This window comes from Rhodococcus sp. 1R11, from assembly GCF_004563845.1.
In the GTDB taxonomy this organism is placed as follows: Bacteria; Actinomycetota; Actinomycetes; order Mycobacteriales; family Mycobacteriaceae; genus Rhodococcoides.
In genome coordinates this window covers 1-18149 of the sequence record NZ_SPNG01000014.1, presented here as the reverse complement: position 1 = coordinate 18149, position 18149 = coordinate 1, and the positions used below count along the sequence as shown (strand labels likewise).

General features: G+C 62.8%; 18 protein-coding genes and 1 riboswitch. Of the genes, 10 read left to right on the top strand and 8 right to left on the bottom strand.

Annotation, left to right across the window (positions count from 1 at the left end):
- The first annotated feature begins 1 nt into the window (after position 1).
- Positions 2-511 carry a hypothetical protein gene (locus E4P29_RS21525; protein WP_135047141.1) on the top strand — a complete coding sequence of 170 codons (510 nt, stop codon included), beginning with the start codon at positions 2-4 and terminating at the stop codon, positions 509-511.
- On the opposite strand, the gene E4P29_RS21520 is transcribed toward E4P29_RS21525, so the two are convergent.
- Positions 484-879 carry a hypothetical protein gene (locus E4P29_RS21520; protein ID WP_135047140.1) on the bottom strand — a complete coding sequence of 132 codons (396 nt, stop codon included), beginning with the start codon at positions 877-879 and terminating at the stop codon, positions 484-486. The two genes, E4P29_RS21525 and E4P29_RS21520, sit on opposite strands and share 28 nt — an antisense overlap.
- A 218-nt stretch (positions 880-1097) precedes the next feature.
- The gene (locus tag E4P29_RS21515; protein WP_135047139.1) at positions 1098-3290 is read right to left on the bottom strand and encodes an EAL domain-containing protein; all 2193 of its coding nucleotides are present in this window, start codon (positions 3288-3290) and stop codon (positions 1098-1100) included.
- A gap of 519 nt (positions 3291-3809) precedes the next feature.
- Here E4P29_RS21515 and E4P29_RS21510 point away from each other — a divergent pair.
- The 6 genes from E4P29_RS21510 (at position 3810) to E4P29_RS21485 (ending at position 10360) form a co-directional block, all read left to right on the top strand.
- On the top strand, positions 3810-4808 hold the full coding sequence (locus E4P29_RS21510) for a squalene cyclase (protein ID WP_245154443.1): 999 nt from the start codon (positions 3810-3812) through the stop codon (positions 4806-4808).
- Between the two features lie 311 nt (positions 4809-5119).
- A riboswitch (ZMP/ZTP riboswitch) is annotated at positions 5120-5207 on the top strand.
- A gap of 15 nt (positions 5208-5222) precedes the next feature.
- Positions 5223-6461 carry a benzoate/H(+) symporter BenE family transporter gene (locus tag E4P29_RS21505; RefSeq protein WP_135047138.1) on the top strand — a complete coding sequence of 413 codons (1239 nt, stop codon included), beginning with the start codon at positions 5223-5225 and terminating at the stop codon, positions 6459-6461.
- Positions 6462-6554: 93 nt separating this feature from the next.
- Positions 6555-6899, top strand: a complete 345-nt coding sequence (locus tag E4P29_RS21500) for a nuclear transport factor 2 family protein (RefSeq protein WP_032387419.1) — start codon at positions 6555-6557, stop codon at positions 6897-6899.
- Complete coding sequence (locus E4P29_RS21495; RefSeq protein ID WP_135047137.1) at positions 6896-7735, top strand: SDR family NAD(P)-dependent oxidoreductase; 840 nt, start codon at positions 6896-6898, stop codon at positions 7733-7735. Before E4P29_RS21500 ends, E4P29_RS21495 begins: the two co-directional genes overlap by 4 nt.
- Positions 7736-7874: 139 nt before the next feature.
- Positions 7875-8321, top strand: coding sequence for a VOC family protein (locus E4P29_RS21490; protein ID WP_027497124.1), 447 nt, complete (start codon positions 7875-7877; stop codon positions 8319-8321).
- 440 nt (positions 8322-8761) lie between these two features.
- Entirely contained in the window at positions 8762-10360 is a 1599-nt protein-coding gene (locus tag E4P29_RS21485) for a TPM domain-containing protein (protein ID WP_135047136.1), read from the top strand.
- Between the two features lie 51 nt (positions 10361-10411).
- Here E4P29_RS21485 and E4P29_RS21480 read toward each other — a convergent pair whose 3' ends face one another.
- The 4 genes from E4P29_RS21480 to E4P29_RS26100 all read right to left on the bottom strand — a co-directional run bounded on the left by E4P29_RS21480 (position 10412) and on the right by E4P29_RS26100 (position 13330).
- Positions 10412-12049 carry a cation:proton antiporter family protein gene (locus E4P29_RS21480; RefSeq protein WP_135047135.1) on the bottom strand — a complete coding sequence of 546 codons (1638 nt, stop codon included), beginning with the start codon at positions 12047-12049 and terminating at the stop codon, positions 10412-10414.
- A 203-nt stretch (positions 12050-12252) separates the two neighbouring features.
- Positions 12253-12708, bottom strand: coding sequence for a TerB family tellurite resistance protein (locus tag E4P29_RS21475; protein ID WP_135047134.1), 456 nt, complete (start codon positions 12706-12708; stop codon positions 12253-12255).
- A gap of 142 nt (positions 12709-12850) precedes the next feature.
- Positions 12851-13183 (bottom strand): hypothetical protein, encoded by a 333-nt coding sequence (locus E4P29_RS21470; protein ID WP_027497121.1) that lies wholly within the window; start codon positions 13181-13183, stop codon positions 12851-12853.
- Positions 13184-13189: 6 nt separating this feature from the next.
- Complete coding sequence (locus E4P29_RS26100) at positions 13190-13330, bottom strand: hypothetical protein (protein WP_155290166.1); 141 nt, start codon at positions 13328-13330, stop codon at positions 13190-13192.
- Between the two features lie 30 nt (positions 13331-13360).
- Between E4P29_RS26100 and E4P29_RS21465 the strand changes: the two genes are divergently transcribed.
- From E4P29_RS21465 to pabB, 3 genes are all read left to right on the top strand, one after another.
- Complete coding sequence (locus tag E4P29_RS21465) at positions 13361-13699, top strand: RNA polymerase-binding protein RbpA (protein WP_027497120.1); 339 nt, start codon at positions 13361-13363, stop codon at positions 13697-13699.
- Positions 13700-13976: 277 nt separating this feature from the next.
- Positions 13977-14369: a chorismate mutase family protein gene (locus tag E4P29_RS21460; protein WP_135047133.1), complete on the top strand. Its 393-nt coding sequence runs from the start codon at positions 13977-13979 to the stop codon at positions 14367-14369.
- 10 nt (positions 14370-14379) lie between these two features.
- Positions 14380-16455, top strand: coding sequence for an aminodeoxychorismate synthase component I (gene pabB, locus E4P29_RS21455; RefSeq protein WP_135047132.1), 2076 nt, complete (start codon positions 14380-14382; stop codon positions 16453-16455).
- A 54-nt stretch (positions 16456-16509) separates the two neighbouring features.
- Here the strand turns inward: pabB and E4P29_RS21450 are convergent, their stop codons facing one another.
- Both E4P29_RS21450 and E4P29_RS21445 read right to left on the bottom strand, forming a co-directional pair.
- A complete protein-coding gene (locus E4P29_RS21450) occupies positions 16510-17106 on the bottom strand; it encodes a hypothetical protein (protein ID WP_135047131.1) in 597 nt (198 codons plus the stop codon).
- A 99-nt stretch (positions 17107-17205) separates the two neighbouring features.
- The coding region (locus E4P29_RS21445) for an alpha/beta fold hydrolase (protein WP_135047130.1) at positions 17206-18149 on the bottom strand (944 nt) is incomplete at its 5' end.

Sequence of the window (18149 nt, the reverse complement as noted above, 5' to 3'; positions counted from 1 at the left end):
AGTGGAAAGAGAGCGAAGCTTCTTCTCCGCATCACGCCGCAGACGCCCGTTGCGTGTTCTGCGCGGATTACTTCCGTTGATCGGCACAGGCGTATTGGCCGGCGGAGCCGTTCAGCTCGGTTTTGTGACCGGCGCACGGGTCGACGATCACGGCGGTGAGGTCGGCGCTGCTGTCGCTCTGATCGGCGTGACATGTTGCGTAGCGCTTCTCGCGTGGGGTTGGACCGGATTGTGTGCGCCCCCGAAGGCGCTCGCGGCGGCCATCTCGACCGGGGCCCTGGCGTTCCTCACCACGGCGCTGACCATTTCCTTCGTGGCAACGCCTTACGACGCGATCGTGTGCGGACACTCATCGGACTTCTGCGGACTGGGAGTGCTTCAGGTGGTTCCGACTGTAGGGGCGGTAGCGCCATGGACCGTCGCCGGAATCCCCGGCCTACTTCTCGTACTCACGGATCGGCGTGCACGACGCGTATCAAACGATCAGACGGTCAGCCCGCCACCGCGGTGAAGCTCGAGTCGGTCGATGACGCCGCCGAACAGGCTTCGTTGCACTGCTTCGTCGGCGAAGTAGCTGTCGATGTGCAGGGGTTCGAGTCTGGGGTGCGCGTCGAGGTGTTCACGAATGACCGGTACGACAACATCGGGCGTGAGCACGAATCGCTCACCACCGAGGTCGGTGATGGTCGCTCGGCCGCAGCTGTCCCAATCGTGGACGTTGGACCAGTGGCGGATTCCGCAGCCCTCGATCGCTTCGATCAACAGTCGCTGCGCGTAGGGCATCACAATGGTGCAGTTTGCGCGCACCGCCGCAAGGCCCTGCCGATACGCGACTCCGTAAGCCCGAGCTGCGTGCTTTTCGACGTGGTTCCTGGTCATGAGAGTTCCAATCGCATTGTGCACCAGCCCCGCGCGCCGCTGCACCGGTCGGAAATCATGAACACGGCGTGACGTAACTGAACGTTCTTCATCGCAGATCCGGGCGGACCTTGCCCCTGAAGCGCTGACGGAGGCGGCGCGGGTGCCTTCTGCAGCTGGGGTGGCTATGCGAGTAGCTCTGATTCGGCACGCTATCACGAAGCGAAGTGACGGGGGGGTCACTCAGAAGGCAGCAGCAGATCGGTGATGGCCGCGGCGCTCATCGGACGTCCGAGCAAGAATCCCTGAGCTACGTCGCATCCTGTTGCGGCGAGTGCCTCGAGTTGTTCTTCGGTTTCGACGCCTTCACCGACGACTGTGACGTCGAACGCGCGGGCGAGTGCGACGATCGCCGAGATGATTGCCCTGGCGCGGACGGCGGGCAACCGGGCCACGTATGACTTGTCGATCTTGAAGCTCTCGAACATCGGGTACCGGTCCAGATACGACATGGAACTGTGCCCTTTGCCCATATCGTCGAGGAGCAAGGACACACCCATTGCGTGGAGCGCCGAAACGGTATTCGCCACTCGTTCGGTGTCTGCGACCCACACTGTTTCGGTCACTTCCAGACCCAATGCGTTCGGTGGTAGGCCGGTGTCTGCCAGGACAGTGGCGACCTGCGTCGGAAACTCGTGATCCCGCAGTTGGAGCGCACTGACGTTGACGCGCACCACGACGTCGGAGAATGCGCGCCATCGCACCGCGTCGTTGCACGCGACGCGGAGCGCCCATGCGCCCAATGGTGTTGCAAGACCCGTTCTCTCGGCGACAGCGACGAATTCGGTCGGCTCGACAGGACCGAGAACGTGATGATTCCAGCGGGCGAGCGCCTCGACTGCAACGACCTCACGTGTCGAGATGTCCACCAGAGGTTGGTATGCCATGGTGAGTTCGTTCGAGTTCAGTGCCGCCCGTAGGTCGACCGACAGCGATCTGATCCGGTCGGCGTCGTACAGGTCTGCGGGGTCGAACACTGCATGGCCGGTTCCGCTGTCCTTAGCGCGATACATTGCTAGATCTGCACGGTGAATCAGCTCATGCCTTGTCGAATTCGATTCGGAGACAGCGACACCGATGCTGGCACTGAGTGGGATGGGGACGTCCTCGGCAGCAAACGGTTTTGCGATGGTTCGGGCAATGCGTCGCGCGATCTCCTCCGCTCGTTCCACTGTGCGTACCCCTTCGCAGATGATCAAGAATTCGTCCCCGCCGAGACGAGCAATGGTGTCGGTCGCGCTCGTTGCGGACACCAGTCGCTCCACGAATTTCACCAGCGCCCTGTCTCCGGCGTCGTGGCCCAGGCTGTCGTTGATGATTTTGAAGTCGTCGATATCGAGCAGAAGGAGGGCCAAAGTATCGGACTGAAAGCGTGCCCGAGCCAGAGCGGTGTCGAGGACGTCGTAGGCGAAAGTGCGATTGGGCAACCCGGTGAGTGCGTCGTGGGTGCTGCGCCGTCGGAGTTGGCTTTCCAGTTCCATTCGTCGAAGTGCCGCGGAGACGATACCCGCGACGGAGCTGAGGAACGAGACTTCCTGTTCGCGATACAGCCGTGCTTCCACACTGTGGATCGAGAGGACTCCCCAGGCGTCTCCAACCGCAGTCATGATCGGTACTGCCACACCGCTGCGCAGTCCGAGCTCCGCCATCGTGTCTGTACGAAACCGGCTTTCGTCGCCGCGGTTGCTGCAAATCACTGGCTGTGCGTGAGCGAGTGCGTACCCGGTCATGGAGCCGTCGCCGGAAGGAACGTCCAGACGAATACCGAGCGAACCGCTCGCGGCATCCATGGTCAAATAAGGATCGGTTGAATTCTCGAGGTGCGCGATGGCGGAATTTCCCACACCTATCAACGTGGCGGCAGTGTCGGTGGCTGCCGTCAACAGCTCCGACAGCTCGGCGACGACTGCGAACCGACTGAGATCGGCCAGGGCTTTTTGTTCCTGTGCGTGTCGGCTGGCGATAACAGCATCGGCCGCCATCCTCGCACTACGTTGTTCGACGGTGTGTCGATGTCGGATGATCGAGGCAACGACGTCAGGTCGGCCGTCCGGGGTGTGAACGACGTATGCCGAGACCACGACCGGGATACCTGCACCGGTCCCGTGATGGCGTAGTTCGCAGTAGCCGTCCCACTTTCCCTCGGACCGCAGCGCCGTACCGATCCCTTCGGCATGCTCGCGGCCTTCAGCAGTGAGAAAATCCAGAGCCGGCAGTTTCGATGCCTCGGCCCAGTCGGACACGCCGATTAGTTTCAGGCCGGCAGGGTTGATGTGGAGAACTGTGCCCGCCAGGTCGGCGAGTGCAACGAAGTCCGGCGAGCGCTCCAGAAATCGCCGAAGAGACACCACATCGTCGGCAGCGTCGAACATCGGCCCTCCGATCCGCGTCGCTCGGTGTTCGAGCGGGGTTGAGCCAATGTTATTCGGCCACCTAGTTCGATGGGTTCGAACACGGGCGGGCTGTAACCCAATTGTCAGAAGCGTTGCACGAACAGATACCAGTCGCCGTCGAACGGCTCGAAGTTGATGTCTCGATCCGGTAAGGGTTCGTCGAGTGGCGGGGCGACGTCGGGGAATCACCCCAGACCGATCGAGTCGATCAAGCCACCCTCCATGAAGAACAGGCAGCCATCATCGACGGGTTGGGTACGGCTGACCGTGTAGAGACCAATTCTTCTGTCGTACGCCGCCTTCGGACAGTCGACAGCGGTTGCGGTCGAAGACTTCTCCGATACCGAGAACGCGAGCTTCGACGGGACCGTAATACAACTGGGCCAGCGATACATTTTCCGATTTGGACCCTCTTCGAGAACCACGTGCTGGCGAGTCGGATGTCTTCACCAATCGTCTCGGCAATTCCGCAGGAATTCGGAACGTAGAGAAGCTCCGATGACCCGTCCGCACCAGCGTCAGAAGATCGATTTCATTGCTAGCCTCGCCTTCATGGTCATCGACGAGTGGCTGCTCGATTCGGATCCAGCGATTCGATGGCAGGTCTTGCGGGACCTGCACGACGCGCCGCTTGCTGATGTGGCGAGAGAGCGCAACCGAATTGTGCACGAAGGCTGGGGCGCGCGCTTGCTTGCTGCACGCGACCCGAACGGCCTGTGGGCCGGAGGTGCCTGCTTCCCATCGGGTTTCGACGGCGATTTCTCAGGAGGGCAGCCGTGGACGTCCACGCTTCATACGTTGACGTTGCTGCGCGAGATGGGTGTCGACCCGGACGCCGGTGAAGTACGCACCGCCATCGAGGCGGTGCGCCGGAATTGCCGGTGGGAGCACGCAGGCCAACGGTTCTTCGACGGTGAGGTCGAGCCCTGCATCAACGGGAGGACCGTCGCCGTAGGTGCATATTTCGGAGTCGACGTCGACGCGATCGTCACCAGACTGGTGAAAGATCAGCTCGCCGACGGCGGCTGGAATTGCGAGGCCGAGTACGGATCGACTCGCGGGTCGTTTCACTCGACGATCTGTGTGCTCGAAGGGTTGCTCGAGCACGAACGAGCCACGGGCGGCACTCCCGCGTCGGTTGCCGCACGCCACCGAGGCGAGGAGTACCTTCTGGAGCGCCGGCTGGCCAGGCGGGTGAGCACGGGGGAGCTCGTCGAACCGAACTGGTTGCTTTTCTCTTTTCCGACCTGGTGGCATTACGACCTGCTTCGCGGAGTCGACTATTTCCGAATTGCTGGATCTTTCGTCGACCCGAGGTTGACGGGGGCAATCGAACACATCCGGTCGAGACAGTGTGACGACGGCACATGGCTGCTGGACAGAACTCACGCCGGTGCGGTCCACTTTCCGATGGAGAATGGCGAGGGGCGTGCGAGCAGGTGGAATACCCTGCGCGCCCTGCGAATCATGAAATGGTCCGGATTGGAGACATTGTGACAATCCGCGTGTGAGCCGGCAACCGATCGAGCGGCGAAAACCTCTGTGCGGAAATCGGTTCGGTGAACCGATGCCGAATCCGCCGAGTCTTCGGAATTCTCGTGCCAGAGGGTTCCCGGATCGGACCGGACTGGTCAAAATAGTGTGGTGTCGGGGATCGAACACAACCAGGTGGATCGAGCGGGTTCCGCAGGCGAACCGGCTTCGGTGTTATCGGTCGCTGATCCCGGCGAACCCACTGCGCTCGCACACCGGATGGCTGCGCACCTGCCGCAACACTTACCGATGGTCCGTGGTTTCTGTCTACTCTGTGCTCGGGCCGTGACTGGCGCTGTGGATGGATCACCATCGGGAAGCGGCCTCGTCTGTCGACGTCTGCCGCGCGCCTGGGCTCCCACCGAGCCGAGGAGAACCATGAGCCGCACCCCACCGCGTGATACTGCCGATTCTGCTGCTCGTAAGACGGGTGGATTGCTGCCACCGATCACGGCAGGCGTGGTCTCGGCCTTGGTTGGGTTCACCAGTTCGTTCGTCGTAGTCCTCACCGGCCTGACAGCGGTAGGAGCGAACCACGAGCAGGCCGCGAGCGGCCTGCTCGCCGTCAGCGTCGTCATGGGCCTGGCCTGCATCGTCCTTTCCTGGCAGACTCGGCTGCCGATCACCGCCGCCTGGTCCACCCCCGGCGCGGCCCTGCTCGCGACCACCGGCACCGTCGATGGCGGTTGGCCCGCCGCGGTGGGGGCGTTTTTGGTCACGGGGGTGCTGATCTTCCTCACCGGTTTGGTACCCCAGCTCGCGGCGCTGGTCACCCGCATCCCCACCTCGCTTGCCCAAGCCATGCTCGCCGGGGTCCTCCTGCAGCTCTGTCTCGGCCCGGTCACCGGGTTGGCTGTGAACCCGATCGCTGTCGCCCCGGTTGTCCTGACTTGGCTTGTTGCACTTCGGTTCTCGCCCCGTTGGGCCGCGCCCCTCGCCTTTCTCGCTGCCGCAGTCGTCATCGGCATCACGGTGGCAGCCGGCGATACCACGGTGGGCCCGGCGGACCTGCTACCTCGGGTCCATTTCACGTCGCCGACGTTTACTGTCGCGGCTCTCGTCGGGATTGCACTTCCGCTGTACCTCGTGACCATGGCTTCTCAGAACGTCCCGGGTGTAGCGGTCATGGCCGGTCTCGGCTACCAGGTTCCGTGGCGGCGATCGATGGTTGTGACCGGCGCAGGCACCCTGCTCGGTGCGACCGCCGGCGGGCATGCGATCAACCTGGCGGCAATCAGCGCCGCCTTGGCTGCCGGGCCGGACGCGGGTGTGGATCGCACTCGCCGATGGATTGCAAGTCTGACTGCGGGAATCGTCCTGATGTTGCTCGGCGTGGCGTCGGCGTCGTTCGGCACACTCGTTGCACTTGCCCCCGTCGGTGTCATTGCCGCGGTCGCCGGACTCGCCCTACTCGGGACACTCGCCGCGTCGTTGACCGCCGCGTTCGCTGACCCGGTAGAGCGAATCCCCGTCGTCATCACTTTTGTGACCGCCGCGTCCGGCACAGTCATCGTCGGTGTCAGCGCTGCCTTCTGGGCGCTCCTGGCCGGGCTGGCTGCACGCTTGCTGCTGGGCAAGCCACCGGTCCGCCGCTTGACGTCCTCGGTAACAGCGTGAGTCGACGGGGCGCCGGGGCGAGTGTCGGTCATGAACACCGGTGTGCCGATCCGGTATTGACCTTCCCCCTGGGGGAGGCATCACCGTGGTGTCATGACCACAGAATGGGATGCACTCCCGGACAACGTGAAGAAGTTCATGACCGCCCTCGACGCCCGACAGGGCGCTCGCGCGATCACCGTGTTCACCGCAGATGCCGTCGTGACCGATGAGGGTCATGACCACTCTGGCCGCGACGAGATCGAGGCCTGGCTGACCGCCTCGGTCAATGAGAGTGAGTACACCTACACATCGGAGTTCACGGGAGCGACCGCGACCGGCACGACCGCCGACGTCACGCAGCACCTGGAAGGCAATTTTCCCGGGGGAGTCGTCGACCTGCACTACCGTTTCACTCTGGACGGCGCGCTGATCAACCGGTTGGTGATCGAGCCATGAGCAAGCGATGGTTCATCACCGGTGGCACACCAGGCGGCTTCGGCATGGCGTACGCCGAGGTGGCTTTGGGCGCGGGGGACCGCGTGGTACTCACGGCGCGGCGTCCAGGGGAACTGGCGTCGTGGGCCGATCGGTACGGTGACCGCGTTCTCGTCGTGCCCATGGATGTCACGGACGCGGCACAGGTACTGCAGGCGGTACGAACGGCCGAAGAGCATTTCGGCGGTATCGACGTGCTGGTCAACAACGCCGGTCGCGGCTGGTACGGATCGATCGAGGGAATGGACGAAGCCTCGATCCGGGCAATGTTCGAGCTGAATTTCTTTGCAGTACTATCCGTTACGCGAGCCGTGCTACCAGGAATGCGCACCCGCAGAAGTGGGTCGATCGTCAACGTATCCTCAGTGGCCGGACTTCTGGCGGCGGTCGGATTCGGCTACTACAGCGCTACGAAATACGCGATCGAAGCCGTCACCGACGCTCTGCGCCAGGAGGTTGCCGAGCACGGCATCTCCGTGTTGGCGGTCGAACCAGGGGCTTTCCGCACCAACGCCTACGCTGGATTCGCCGACGAGCCTGTCGCGGAAGCGATTCCGGATTACCACGACATGCTGGAACAGGTTCGTGCCGATTTCGTCGACATGAACGGGGTGCAGCCGGGCGATCCGTATCGTGGTGCCCGTGCGGTGATCGAAGCGATGGCTCAGGACCCGCCGCCACGCCGACTGATCCTGGGCAACAGCGGGTACGACGCCGTGATCGGTGCGCTGGAACAAAACTTGGGCGACATCCGGTCGAACGAAAGGCTGTCTCGTAGCGCGGATTTTCCGGAGTAACCGAGTTGGTGGAGCTCGCTGATTCTGCCGCGGCTGCACGAGGGGACCGGTGAGATCCAGCGGTTGATCGTCGGAGGCGGACTGATGAGAGCCGAACAGAAGCGCACTTCGTGAAGCATGCCAGGCGTAGGCTCCTGGCATGTCGTTCAGAATCCTTCGCTCCGACCACGTCGGCTTCGCCGTCGGTTCCCTCGATGACGCCCTTCGGTTCTGGATTGATGGTCTCGGCGCGGTCCTCGAACGCACCGGCGAGATGGGTGGAGAGTTTCTGGGAGAGGTCACCGGAGCGCACGGGGCTACAGTCCGGATGGCGGTGGTATCCGTTGCGGGGCAGACGATCGAACTGCTGGAATATCGCAACGTCCAGGGAGAGCAGGGATCCTCTCGACCACACGATCCTGGTTTCGCGCATCTTGCCTTCGAGGTCGACAACATCGACGCGGTCCTGACGCGAATCGCGGACTTCGGGTGGACGGCGCAGGGAACTCCTCAACCTATTGCCGGCGGGGCAAAGGTGGGCACCCGCGTGATGTACGCGGTGGGTCCACACGGAGAGACGATCGAATTCATGGAGCCGCCGCAGTGACAACCGATTACCCAGGTCGATCGAACGTTCAGAACCTTACCTGACATAATGTTCATTATCGGCAAACTGTCGACCTGCAGTTCTTTGAGATCGACTCGTAGTTCGCTGCAGCTCAAAGACTTTCCTCGTCGCAGTCGATTCGGCCGAAGCTCTTCGTTGTCTGAAGTCTGCGTCGACGTGACGCGTCCGCGGTATCGAAATGCTTGCGGGGAAATGTGTCGGGCATCCGGTGAGCAGCTGTCGCAGCCGGCCCGCTGACTGCCCGGCGTCATGGGATCCGCGCACTGCTGACCGGACGGCACCCTCTCCCTCTCTGCTCTTCTTCACCGTTGTTTCGTCACAGTGACGAAACAACGGTGAAGAAGCCCAGTCTGATATCTACTGCCGCTTCGGCCGAATGTGCTGGCTACCGTATACGAACTCTGGTTAGAGTTCGTTCGATGGACGCCTTTCTCGAGACATCCCGTCGTCGGAACTTCCACCGCCGAGTTGCTGCCACCGTACTGATGGCCCTCATTGCACCGTTCGGCCTCGTCGGCTGCTCCGACGATCCGTCCGGCGGAGGTGCCGACTTCGAGGGTTTGGCCTCGGGTCAGCGTGTCTACGACGGAACGGGTTTTTCGTTGGATCCAGCGCAGACCGCGGACATCCAACGCCAGTTGGAGAACTTGAAGTCCGACACCGGTGCGGACGTGATCGCGTACGTGCGTGAGCTCGACGCGGACCCCGACGACACGTTGGATCAGGTCGAAGACCTGCAGCAGAGATGGGTGTCCCTGACGGGCGTCGACCAGGACACTGCAGGCGCAATCCTGATCAACCGGGAGCCGGGAAAGATCGACGAGGCTCGCGCGGGCATCTTCGTCGGCTCCACGTACGACGACGGTAACGTTCCGCGGGACGAACAAGAGGCCATCATCGAGGACGCACTGATTCCGCCGCTGCGAGATGGAGATGTCGCAGGCAGCCTGACCGCGGGCATAGATCGCCTGGCGTCCGACATTCGCAACGGTCCGCCGGTGACTGCCTTGGACAGATTCGCCGACGGTCCAGGCTCGACCTGGCTGCCGTGGGCCGGTTCGGTGATCGCGCTTCTCGGGCTGCTTCTGGTGGGAACGGTGTTTCGGGGCCGAGCGAAACCGACTGTCTCCCAAGAATATCCGACGACGGTTCGACCGGACCAGGCCACCGATGCAGCGTACGCGACCGCCCTGGTGCACCGCAGCGCGCAGCCCAGCGGCGTACCGGGGACCGTACTGGCGCTTGCCACCGCCGATGCGCTCACCTTCGAGCAGGACAAGAAGCCGGGAAAGGTCGACAAAGGGACAGTCAAGATCAGGCTTGTCGACCGAACCCGTGCCCGCGGCGAGGTTCAACAGGCGGTCTGGTCGATGCTCGCCGAACGAGCCGAGGACGATGTCGTATCCGGCGACGAGTTGAAGAAGATCGCTCGAGGCCCCGGTGCAACCAAAGAACTCGTGGAGAAAACACTGCGGGACAGCGGATTCGTTGCCGACGGCTCAGGTCGACGCCGGACAGCGTTGGCCGGTCTGGGCGTACTCGGCGGCGCTCTCGCGATCGGAGGAATTGCCGTGGCGACGTCGGGTGCACCGACGATGTGGCTCGCGGTGGTGTTGTCGGGCCTTCTCTTCGTTGCAGGACTGTGGACGGCGATCGCCTACTCACGCTTCTCGGTCGCGGGCCTGGACGCCTCTCGCCCCTGGGAGGCGTACCGCGACGGACTGAAGCAGGCCGCCAAGGACAACGACGAGTCGGTCGATCTGAACGTAGCCCTGCCGGACATCGTTGCGTTCGGTTTGGCCCCGTTCTTTCGGAAACGACTCGAGGCCGCAACCGACCCCGGGAGTGACACGCCGCTACGAGCCTTCACATCACCCGCGGATGCCGACTATGCGGCGGGTGTCCCGGTGGTCCTCCCCTGGTCTGCGTTCTCCGGTGTGTTCGTCTCCAGCAGTAGCGGATCCGTTGCGTCCGGTGGAGGTGCAGGTGGAGGAGGCGGAGCGGCAGGCAGTACCTGACGACTCCCCCATACGTTTCCGGCGACCGCCTCCATCACTCGCACCGCTGGCCTATCCGGTGTTGTCCGGTGTACGCGGCTCGTCGGGCTCGCAGTCGGTGCGATCATCGATGTATTCCGGGGTCGAATGCCCCACTTGGTCGGCCAGTTCCAATCCCGCGCCGGCGTAGACGTTGAAGGCGATATCGACGCCCTGGTCTTTTGCCCACTGCACCTCGTCGTCGTACCGTGCGACCGCCGCCACTGTTCCGCCGAAGCCGGACTCTCGCAGACACGCCAGTGCAGTGACGTTCGCACCGTGCCGCGGCATGGCGAGCACCGCGATCCGGACGGAATCCGATCTGCGTAGTCGGTGCCAGAAGTCGAGGTCGGTGGCATCACCCTCGATGACACGCAGTCCCTGCTCGGCCAGTCGACGGATGCGCGGGCCGTCGTAGTCGACTCCGACGACGTCCAATCGGTAGTGCTCGTTCAGTCGCTGGTAGGCCGCGAACCCCACACGCCCCATGCCGATGACGACGACTTCGGCGTCGCCGGCATCACCGGGGCGTTCCTCGGGGTGGAGGCTCTGCTCGTCCTGGACGGGCAGCCGGCTCGCCACCTTCTCGACCATCAGGTGGCCGCGGCCATTGACCAGCGCGGACACCACGAAACTCAGAGCCACCGCGATCGACATCTCGACCAACCACGTGGATTCCAGCAGCCCGGTCGTCACTCCGACGGAGACGACGATCAGACCGAACTCCGAGTAGTTCATAAGACTCAGTCCTGCGAGCAGGGCCGTCCGATACCGAAGTTTCATCGCGGCGAACAGCGCTACGTAGAGCACCGATTTGAGCGGCAGAACGAGCATCATCAGCAGAGCGACAACGAGACTGGGCACATCGGGTAATCCGGACAGACCTATCGAGACGAAGAAGCCCACCAACAGAAGTTCCTTGAGGTGGAACAGAGACCGTGCGAGTTCGGACGACGCGGAATGCGAAGCCAACAGGACACCGATGATCAAGGCACCGAGGTCACCTTTGAGGCCCAGCGTCGAGAACAGTGCGTACCACGGAACCAGAGCCATCACGATGCCGAACAACGACTGCATCTCGCCGTGCCCCAGCCCGCTCCAGATTCTCCGAAGAATTCGCGTGAGCGGCCACAGCAGCACGAGGGTGAAGGCCCATGGGCTGGGCAGAGAACCGCTGGTGACCGTCAGGAATACGACGGCAACGATGTCCTGCATGACGAGGACGCCGATGGCGACGCGGCCGTAGAGCGCATGCGACTCCCCCCGCTCCTCGAGTACCTTGACGACGAACACGGTGCTCGAGAACGACATGGCGAAGGCCAGGAGTGCGATGGTCGTCAGGCTTTGCCCGGACAGCATGGCCAGGCCGGCCACGGCGGCCAACCACAACACCGTGGTACCGAGCGCGACGCTGATCGCGAGATGGACCGACGTGGTGAGCCAGACCTCGCGGCGCAACAGAATGCGGAGATCGAGCTTGAGGCCGATGGCGAACAACAGCAGCGTCACCCCCAAGTCGGCGAGCAGGTCCAGCTGCGGCACCTCACCGACATCGAGAGCGTTGATGACGAACCCAGCCGCCAGAAAGCCGACCAACGGAGGAAGTCGCACCGCCATCGCGAGTCCGCCGAGCCCGAATGCGATGACGAGATAAATCGCGGCAACAGTCATGCTCGGTCTCCTCGGTCACGGATCGATCGGTCCGCTGCCGCGTCGACGACGTCTTTGCACCCAGCCGGAACGAGCAAAGTAACCCGCGGAGTAGGAAATTGCAGGACAGATGGAATCCAGGGACGACAACGGCGACCGACGACGTCGAAGCGTCGTCGGTCGCCGCAGACCTCACACGGTCTCGATGCCCACGTCGGAGCGGGTCAGAGCTCGAACTCGGCCGGGTCGATTCCCACTGCGAAGCATGCGTTGCGAACGGCGGCCTTTTCGTGGTCGTCGAAATGCCCGTCGGCACCGCCGATGATGATGCCGATCTGGATCACGGCACGGGCCTGGTCCGGCTTGGACTTCAACTTCCCGATCGTCGCGGTGGCCTCGACCTTTCCGAAGTCGAAGTCACCCTGCAGCTTGTCGCAGTACCAGTCGAACTTCTGGCGGAGCTCATCGGACTCGAAGACGCGGAGAGCTTCGTTTCCGGCGATCAGCGCTGCCGTCTTCTGCCGCTCGGCCGGATCGATCGCGCCGTCCGCGGCGGCGATGAGAGCGCACATCGCCATGCTGCCGTTGGCGAACTCCTTGTTCTTGAACTGGCTGGTCTTGGTCTGCAGCTGCCCGTTCAATTCCTGTGCTTTGGACTTGAGTTGATCCCAGAACGCCATGGAGCTCCTCTGTGTGTCTTTGCGTCCGCGCAAGACGCGCGTGCGTCGCCCATTGTCCACGGAGTCGGTGAACAACGACGGGAGCGATGTCGTCGACCGTCGCGCCGCACGAATGACGACCAGCGAGGAGCCCCGGAAATACTCAGCGCAGCCGCTCGGCATCGTGTGCTTTCGCCACGAGCTCGATGCACAGGCGCTGCAGTTCGTCGGCGGCGGCACCTTCTGCCACTGCGGTGCTGACGTCCTCGGCCGCACAGCGCAATTCGAATGCGCGATCCGCAACGGCCGACGCCTCCTCGGCGGTCAGCACGACGGCGTCCACGGGAATGGACGTCCCCTTGACGGCACTGCGCTGCTCGTACGCACGTTGTCTGCACGACTGTCGGCAGTACCGTCGTTTGCGACCTGTGCCGACATCGTCGATGGGACGTCCGCACCACTCGCACGTCTGGTTGCGACGGGTTTTCACGGACATGGTCGCTCAGCCTACTTTGCCGGCGAGGTAAGATGCCTTGATCTGCGCGGGCGAGCCGGGAACGAACGGACGCACGACGACGTTGTAGATCAGTGGGTGGACGACGAAGCTCGGCCGCGCCGAAACCGGCCGGTGGAATCGGCGCACATACCTACTATCGATGGAGAGGACTTCACTATGGCAGATCGTGTACTTCGAGGTAGTCGACTGGGAGCCGTCAGCTACGAGACCGATCGTGATCACGATTTGGCACCCCGCCGCGTGGCTCGCTATCGCTGCGACAACGGTGAGGAATTCGACGTCCCGTTCGCCGACGACGCCGAGATTCCCGGTACGTGGGCGTGCCGCAACGGGCTCGAGGGTTCTCTGATCGAGGGCACCGCGCCCGAGGCGAAGAAGGTCAAGCCTCCCCGTACCCACTGGGACATGCTCCTCGAGCGCCGTTCGGTGGATGAACTGGAAGAGTTGTTGAAGGAGCGTCTGGATCTGCTGAAGGTCAAGCGACGCGGAGCCTGATCCCTCGCCCGATGCACCGCCCGATTGGAAACAATCCGGCGGTGCATTTTTTTGGCCAGTTGGAGAACCCGAAGATTATTTTTGGGTAATTGCTGTGATTATTGTCGTTTATGGTCCGTTTTCTTCGAGTTTGGGTGGCGCGAAAACGGGTGAAGGTGACACCATCGAACATCGCGTGTAGTCGGTTACCGGATCTGCGACAGTCGCGGTAACAAAAGTCGCTTGCAACCGATAGTCATCAGCACCGTAGTCGTCGAAAACAGGGGGGCATCAACTCGTGAGTCAGGGTTCCGATCAGTGTCTGCACGACGATCCGCGGACGGCGGCCGACTCGGATTCGGACGCACGCAGTGCGGTCGGCGAGCAGAAGTTGGCGGAATTGCGCCGCGAATTGGACGGGATCGACGAGGTGCTGCGTGCAGCCGTGCGTGACCGTATCGACGTCTGCGTACGGGTGGCACACGTCAAACGCGAATTCGGTATTCCCATGATGCAACCGGGTCGGGTGGGCGTGGTGACCGAACGGGCTCGTGAGTTCGCGTCCGCGAACGGATTGTCGCCCGACTTTCTCGAAGAGTTGTACAAGTCGATGATTGCCGAGGCGTGTCGCGTCGAGGATCTCATCATCGATTCTCCGGGGCCAGAATCTGGCTTCGAGGGCGAACGATAGAGGTACGTCGATGACGATCAGAACCCTCCTTGTGGACAATTACGACTCGTTCACCTACAACCTGTACAGCCTCCTCGCCGAGGTCAACGGACGGCCGCCGACCGTGGTCAAGAACGACGTCGCGTGGTCTTCACTCGATTTCGCCGCGTTCGACAACGTCGTGATCTCGCCCGGTCCCGGCCGCCCGGACGTCGAGCAGGACTTCGGCATCAGTGGCCGAGTGATAACCGAGTCCGGTCTCCCGATTCTGGGTGTTTGTCTCGGCCATCAGGGGCTGTGCCACCTCTTCGGGGGCGAGGTCGATCTGGCCCCCACACCGATGCACGGCCGCATCACCGACATCACGCACACTGGGGTCGACCTGTTCGAGGGGATCCCCTCGCCGTATTCGGTGGTGCGCTATCACTCTCTGGTCGTCACCCGGACTCCCGCCGACTTCGAGGAAGTCGCCTGGACCCCGGACGGTCTCGTGATGGCAGTGCGTCATCACAGCAAGCCGTTGTGGGGAGTGCAGTTCCACCCCGAGTCGATCAGCACCGAATACGGGCGTGAGTTGCTGGCAAACTTCCGCGATCTGACGCTTGCGCGATCGAGCGCAGCGAATGCGGCGGGTACCCACGATTCGATGTTCACCATCGAAACCCGAACCATCGAAGGCGATTTCGACTCCGAGCGTGTGTTCCAGACGCTGTTCGCGCACGACACCAAGAGTTTCTGGCTGGACGGAAGCGCCGCACTCGAGCCCGAGTGCCGATTCACCGTCATGGGCGATTGTTCCGGGCCACACGCCGAATACGTGACGTACTCGGTGGCCGAGACGATGGTGACCGTCGAGGGGTCCGACGGCACTACAGAACACGTTCACTCGACGTTCTTCGACTACATCGACGCCCAACTCCGCCGCCGAGCCACTCCCCCGCGGCACGATCTTCCCTTTGCATTCGGACTGGGCTACGTCGGCTACCTCGGGTACGAACTCAAGGCCGATACGGGCGGGCAGCTGGTGCACACCTCCGCGACCCCCGACGCCTCCATGGTGTTCTCCGATCGGGCGTTGGTGTTCGACCACGAGGCCGGCACCCTGTACTTGATGGGGTTGGCGGATACCCCCGGAGATCCGGTACTCGCGCAGTGGTTCGACTCGGTCACCACAACGCTGAGTGGGCTGTCCGAGAAGGCGCAGACCGTGAGCGCGCCCAGTGGGACACCTGCGTCCGGCGCTCCACTACTCGGAGCGGAGCTGTCCCTCGAGCCACGGCTGAGGCACGACCGCACGCATTACCTCGACCTCATTTCTCAATGCCTCGCCGAAATTCGTTCCGGTGAAACCTACGAGGTCTGCCTGACCAACACCGCCACCGTGGCCGGTTCCATCGACCCCGCGGCGACGTACTCCTACATGCGGGAAATCAATCCCACCCCGTACAGTGCCTTCCTGAATTTCCCCGATGTGTCGGTCCTGAGCGCCTCCCCCGAGCGATTCCTGCGTATCGACGCCGACCGTATCGTCGAGTCCAAGCCCATCAAGGGAACTCGTCCGCGTGGGGCCACCCCCGAAGAGGACAACGCACTCAAGGCCGACCTCGTTGCGAACGAGAAGGACAAGGCCGAGAATCTGATGATCGTCGATTTGGTGCGCAACGACCTGGCTCAGGTGTGCATTCCTGGCTCGGTGCACGTGCCTAAGCTGTTCGACGTCGAAACCTATGCTCCCGTACATCAATTGGTCTCTACGGTTCGCGGCCGGCTGCGTGACGACGCGTCGGCTGCCGACTGCATCGGGGCGGCGTTCCCCGGCGGCTCGATGACCGGCGCTCCGAAGATTCGCACGATGGCAATCATCGACAAGCTCGAAGATGGGCCGCGCGGAGTGTATTCCGGTGCGATCGGATACTTCTCGATCACGGGCACGGCAGATTTCTCGATCGTCATTCGCACGATCGTGGCGACCGAGCACGAGATCACGTACGGCGTCGGAGGCGCGATCGTCGCACTGTCGGATCCTGACGAGGAGTTCGAGGAGACGATGGTCAAAGCCGTGTCGATGCGTCGAGCCCTCACGGGCCGCACAACGAACAACGGGTAGAGCGCACGCGCTCTACCCGTTGTACTACATCCCCCGGCCAGAGGCCGTCGTGCTCTACGCAGTGGTGAAGTACTCGAACACCGCAGGCTGAGCTTCGGGGTTGGCGTTGTTGATTCCGATGACCGTGCCGGCGACCGTACCGATCACGGTTCCGATGATGCAGCCCGAGATGAAGTTCGGGAAGATCGAGACGCAGCCGATGGCGAAGCCGAGGCCCGCACCGATGGCCGTGCCGACGCCGCCGCCGTTGTTCCACCCGATGGCGAGCTGGTTGACCATGTTGTCGAAGGCTTGCTGCTTGGTCTTTGCACCGGCGACCTCAGCGACAGGGACTGTCTGCGGGGTGAGAGTGAGTTCCCGGCCTTCGGCACCGATCAGGGGCGCAATGGAGTAGACGGTTCCGTTGATCGAGTACTCCAGCGGGATCGACGCCACCGTGGAGCCGGCCTGGTCGACGATCGACACCGTCTCGCTGGTCGCATCGACTCGGAAGAGACCGGCGTCGAGGATGGTCTTGACGGTTCCATCCGGGTTGACCGACGTCTGGTAGTTCATCGAGTCCGACGTCGGATCCGCTACGGCCTGGCCTGCGCCGGTGGCTACGGCTGCGGTCAACGCCACTGCGACCGTTGCTGTTCTGATCAGTTTCACTGTGTCCCCTGGTAGTAGTGATTCGCATTCGACCACTCGAGTATCGAAAGCCGATGGTATTCGAGCGAGTGCTCTTTCACGGAAGAACACTCGGAAACGTTATGGATATGTATTGCCCAGATGTGCGTCGACAACCGGACCGATCACCGAGACAGCATCGGGATTGGTCATTTCGTTATGGAAAACGTCGACGCCGTGGATGACGATATCTCCTGACACGTACGGTCGCCATTCCTGTGGTGACCGAACAATTCCGTCACTCGCGCCTTTCGTTGCAGAAAAGAACAAAACATTTCCGTCGAACACGTCCGGGATGAACTCGGCCATGATTCGCGTCGAGTTCTCGAATCCCGCATTGATTCTGCGTAAATGATCCGCCGTGACACCGGTCGTCTGCCCCAGGGATTCGTCGAGCAGTTCGACACCACGTTCGTAGGTCAACGGCTCGGACGATGCCTGAGCAGTCAGATCCAGCCCCAGACCCGCGAGCAGGTTCTCGACGCTCAGCTCACCATCGGCCGTCTCGTCGTGGCCGTCGACGTAGCTGTCCAGCAACGCGAGAGTCTGCACTTCGCTGCCGGTGCTGCGTAGTTCCACGGCGATCGCGTGGGCGAGCGAACCACCGAGCGACCACCCGAGCAGGTGGTACGGGCCGACTGGCTGAACGGCCCGGATCTCGTCGGCGTACCGGTGCGCGAGGTCTCGAATCGAGCCGAACGTCGTGCCCTCCACGATGCTAGGCAACTGCAGACCGTAGACGGGACGGTCATCACCGATCTGAGACACGAGGCCCGCATATCCCCACGACAACCCGATTCCGGGATGCACGCAGAACAGCGGCTCCTTCGAGCCTGTGCTGCGCAGTGGGATGACCACGCCGAACACCGAATCCAGCTGTGCACCAGACGAATCGACGTCCGACGCGACTCGAGCCGCGAGCCCTGCCGGAGTCGGATCGACGAACAACGCCTGCAGCGGGACGCGAACTCCCACGGCGTTCTCGATGGCCGGGCCGATCTTGGTTGCCACCAGCGACGTGCCAC

Excerpts from the sequence above, each read along its gene's own strand:
- E4P29_RS21520 (WP_135047140.1), bottom strand. The coding sequence starts at position 879 with ATGACCAGGAACCACGTCGAAAAGCACGCAGCTCGGGCTTACGGAGTC.
- E4P29_RS21515 (WP_135047139.1), bottom strand. The coding sequence starts at position 3,290 with ATGTTCGACGCTGCCGACGATGTGGTGTCTCTTCGGCGATTTCTGGAG.
- E4P29_RS21510 (WP_245154443.1), top strand. The coding sequence starts at position 3,810 with ATGACCCGTCCGCACCAGCGTCAGAAGATCGATTTCATTGCTAGCCTC.
- E4P29_RS21505 (WP_135047138.1), top strand. The coding sequence starts at position 5,223 with ATGAGCCGCACCCCACCGCGTGATACTGCCGATTCTGCTGCTCGTAAG.
- E4P29_RS21500 (WP_032387419.1), top strand. The coding sequence starts at position 6,555 with ATGACCACAGAATGGGATGCACTCCCGGACAACGTGAAGAAGTTCATG.
- E4P29_RS21495 (WP_135047137.1), top strand. The coding sequence starts at position 6,896 with ATGAGCAAGCGATGGTTCATCACCGGTGGCACACCAGGCGGCTTCGGC.
- E4P29_RS21490 (WP_027497124.1), top strand. The coding sequence starts at position 7,875 with ATGTCGTTCAGAATCCTTCGCTCCGACCACGTCGGCTTCGCCGTCGGT.
- E4P29_RS21485 (WP_135047136.1), top strand. The coding sequence starts at position 8,762 with ATGGACGCCTTTCTCGAGACATCCCGTCGTCGGAACTTCCACCGCCGA.
- E4P29_RS21480 (WP_135047135.1), bottom strand. The coding sequence starts at position 12,049 with ATGACTGTTGCCGCGATTTATCTCGTCATCGCATTCGGGCTCGGCGGA.
- E4P29_RS21475 (WP_135047134.1), bottom strand. The coding sequence starts at position 12,708 with ATGGCGTTCTGGGATCAACTCAAGTCCAAAGCACAGGAATTGAACGGG.
- E4P29_RS21470 (WP_027497121.1), bottom strand. The coding sequence starts at position 13,183 with ATGTCCGTGAAAACCCGTCGCAACCAGACGTGCGAGTGGTGCGGACGT.
- E4P29_RS21465 (WP_027497120.1), top strand. The coding sequence starts at position 13,361 with ATGGCAGATCGTGTACTTCGAGGTAGTCGACTGGGAGCCGTCAGCTAC.
- pabB (WP_135047132.1), top strand. The coding sequence starts at position 14,380 with ATGACGATCAGAACCCTCCTTGTGGACAATTACGACTCGTTCACCTAC.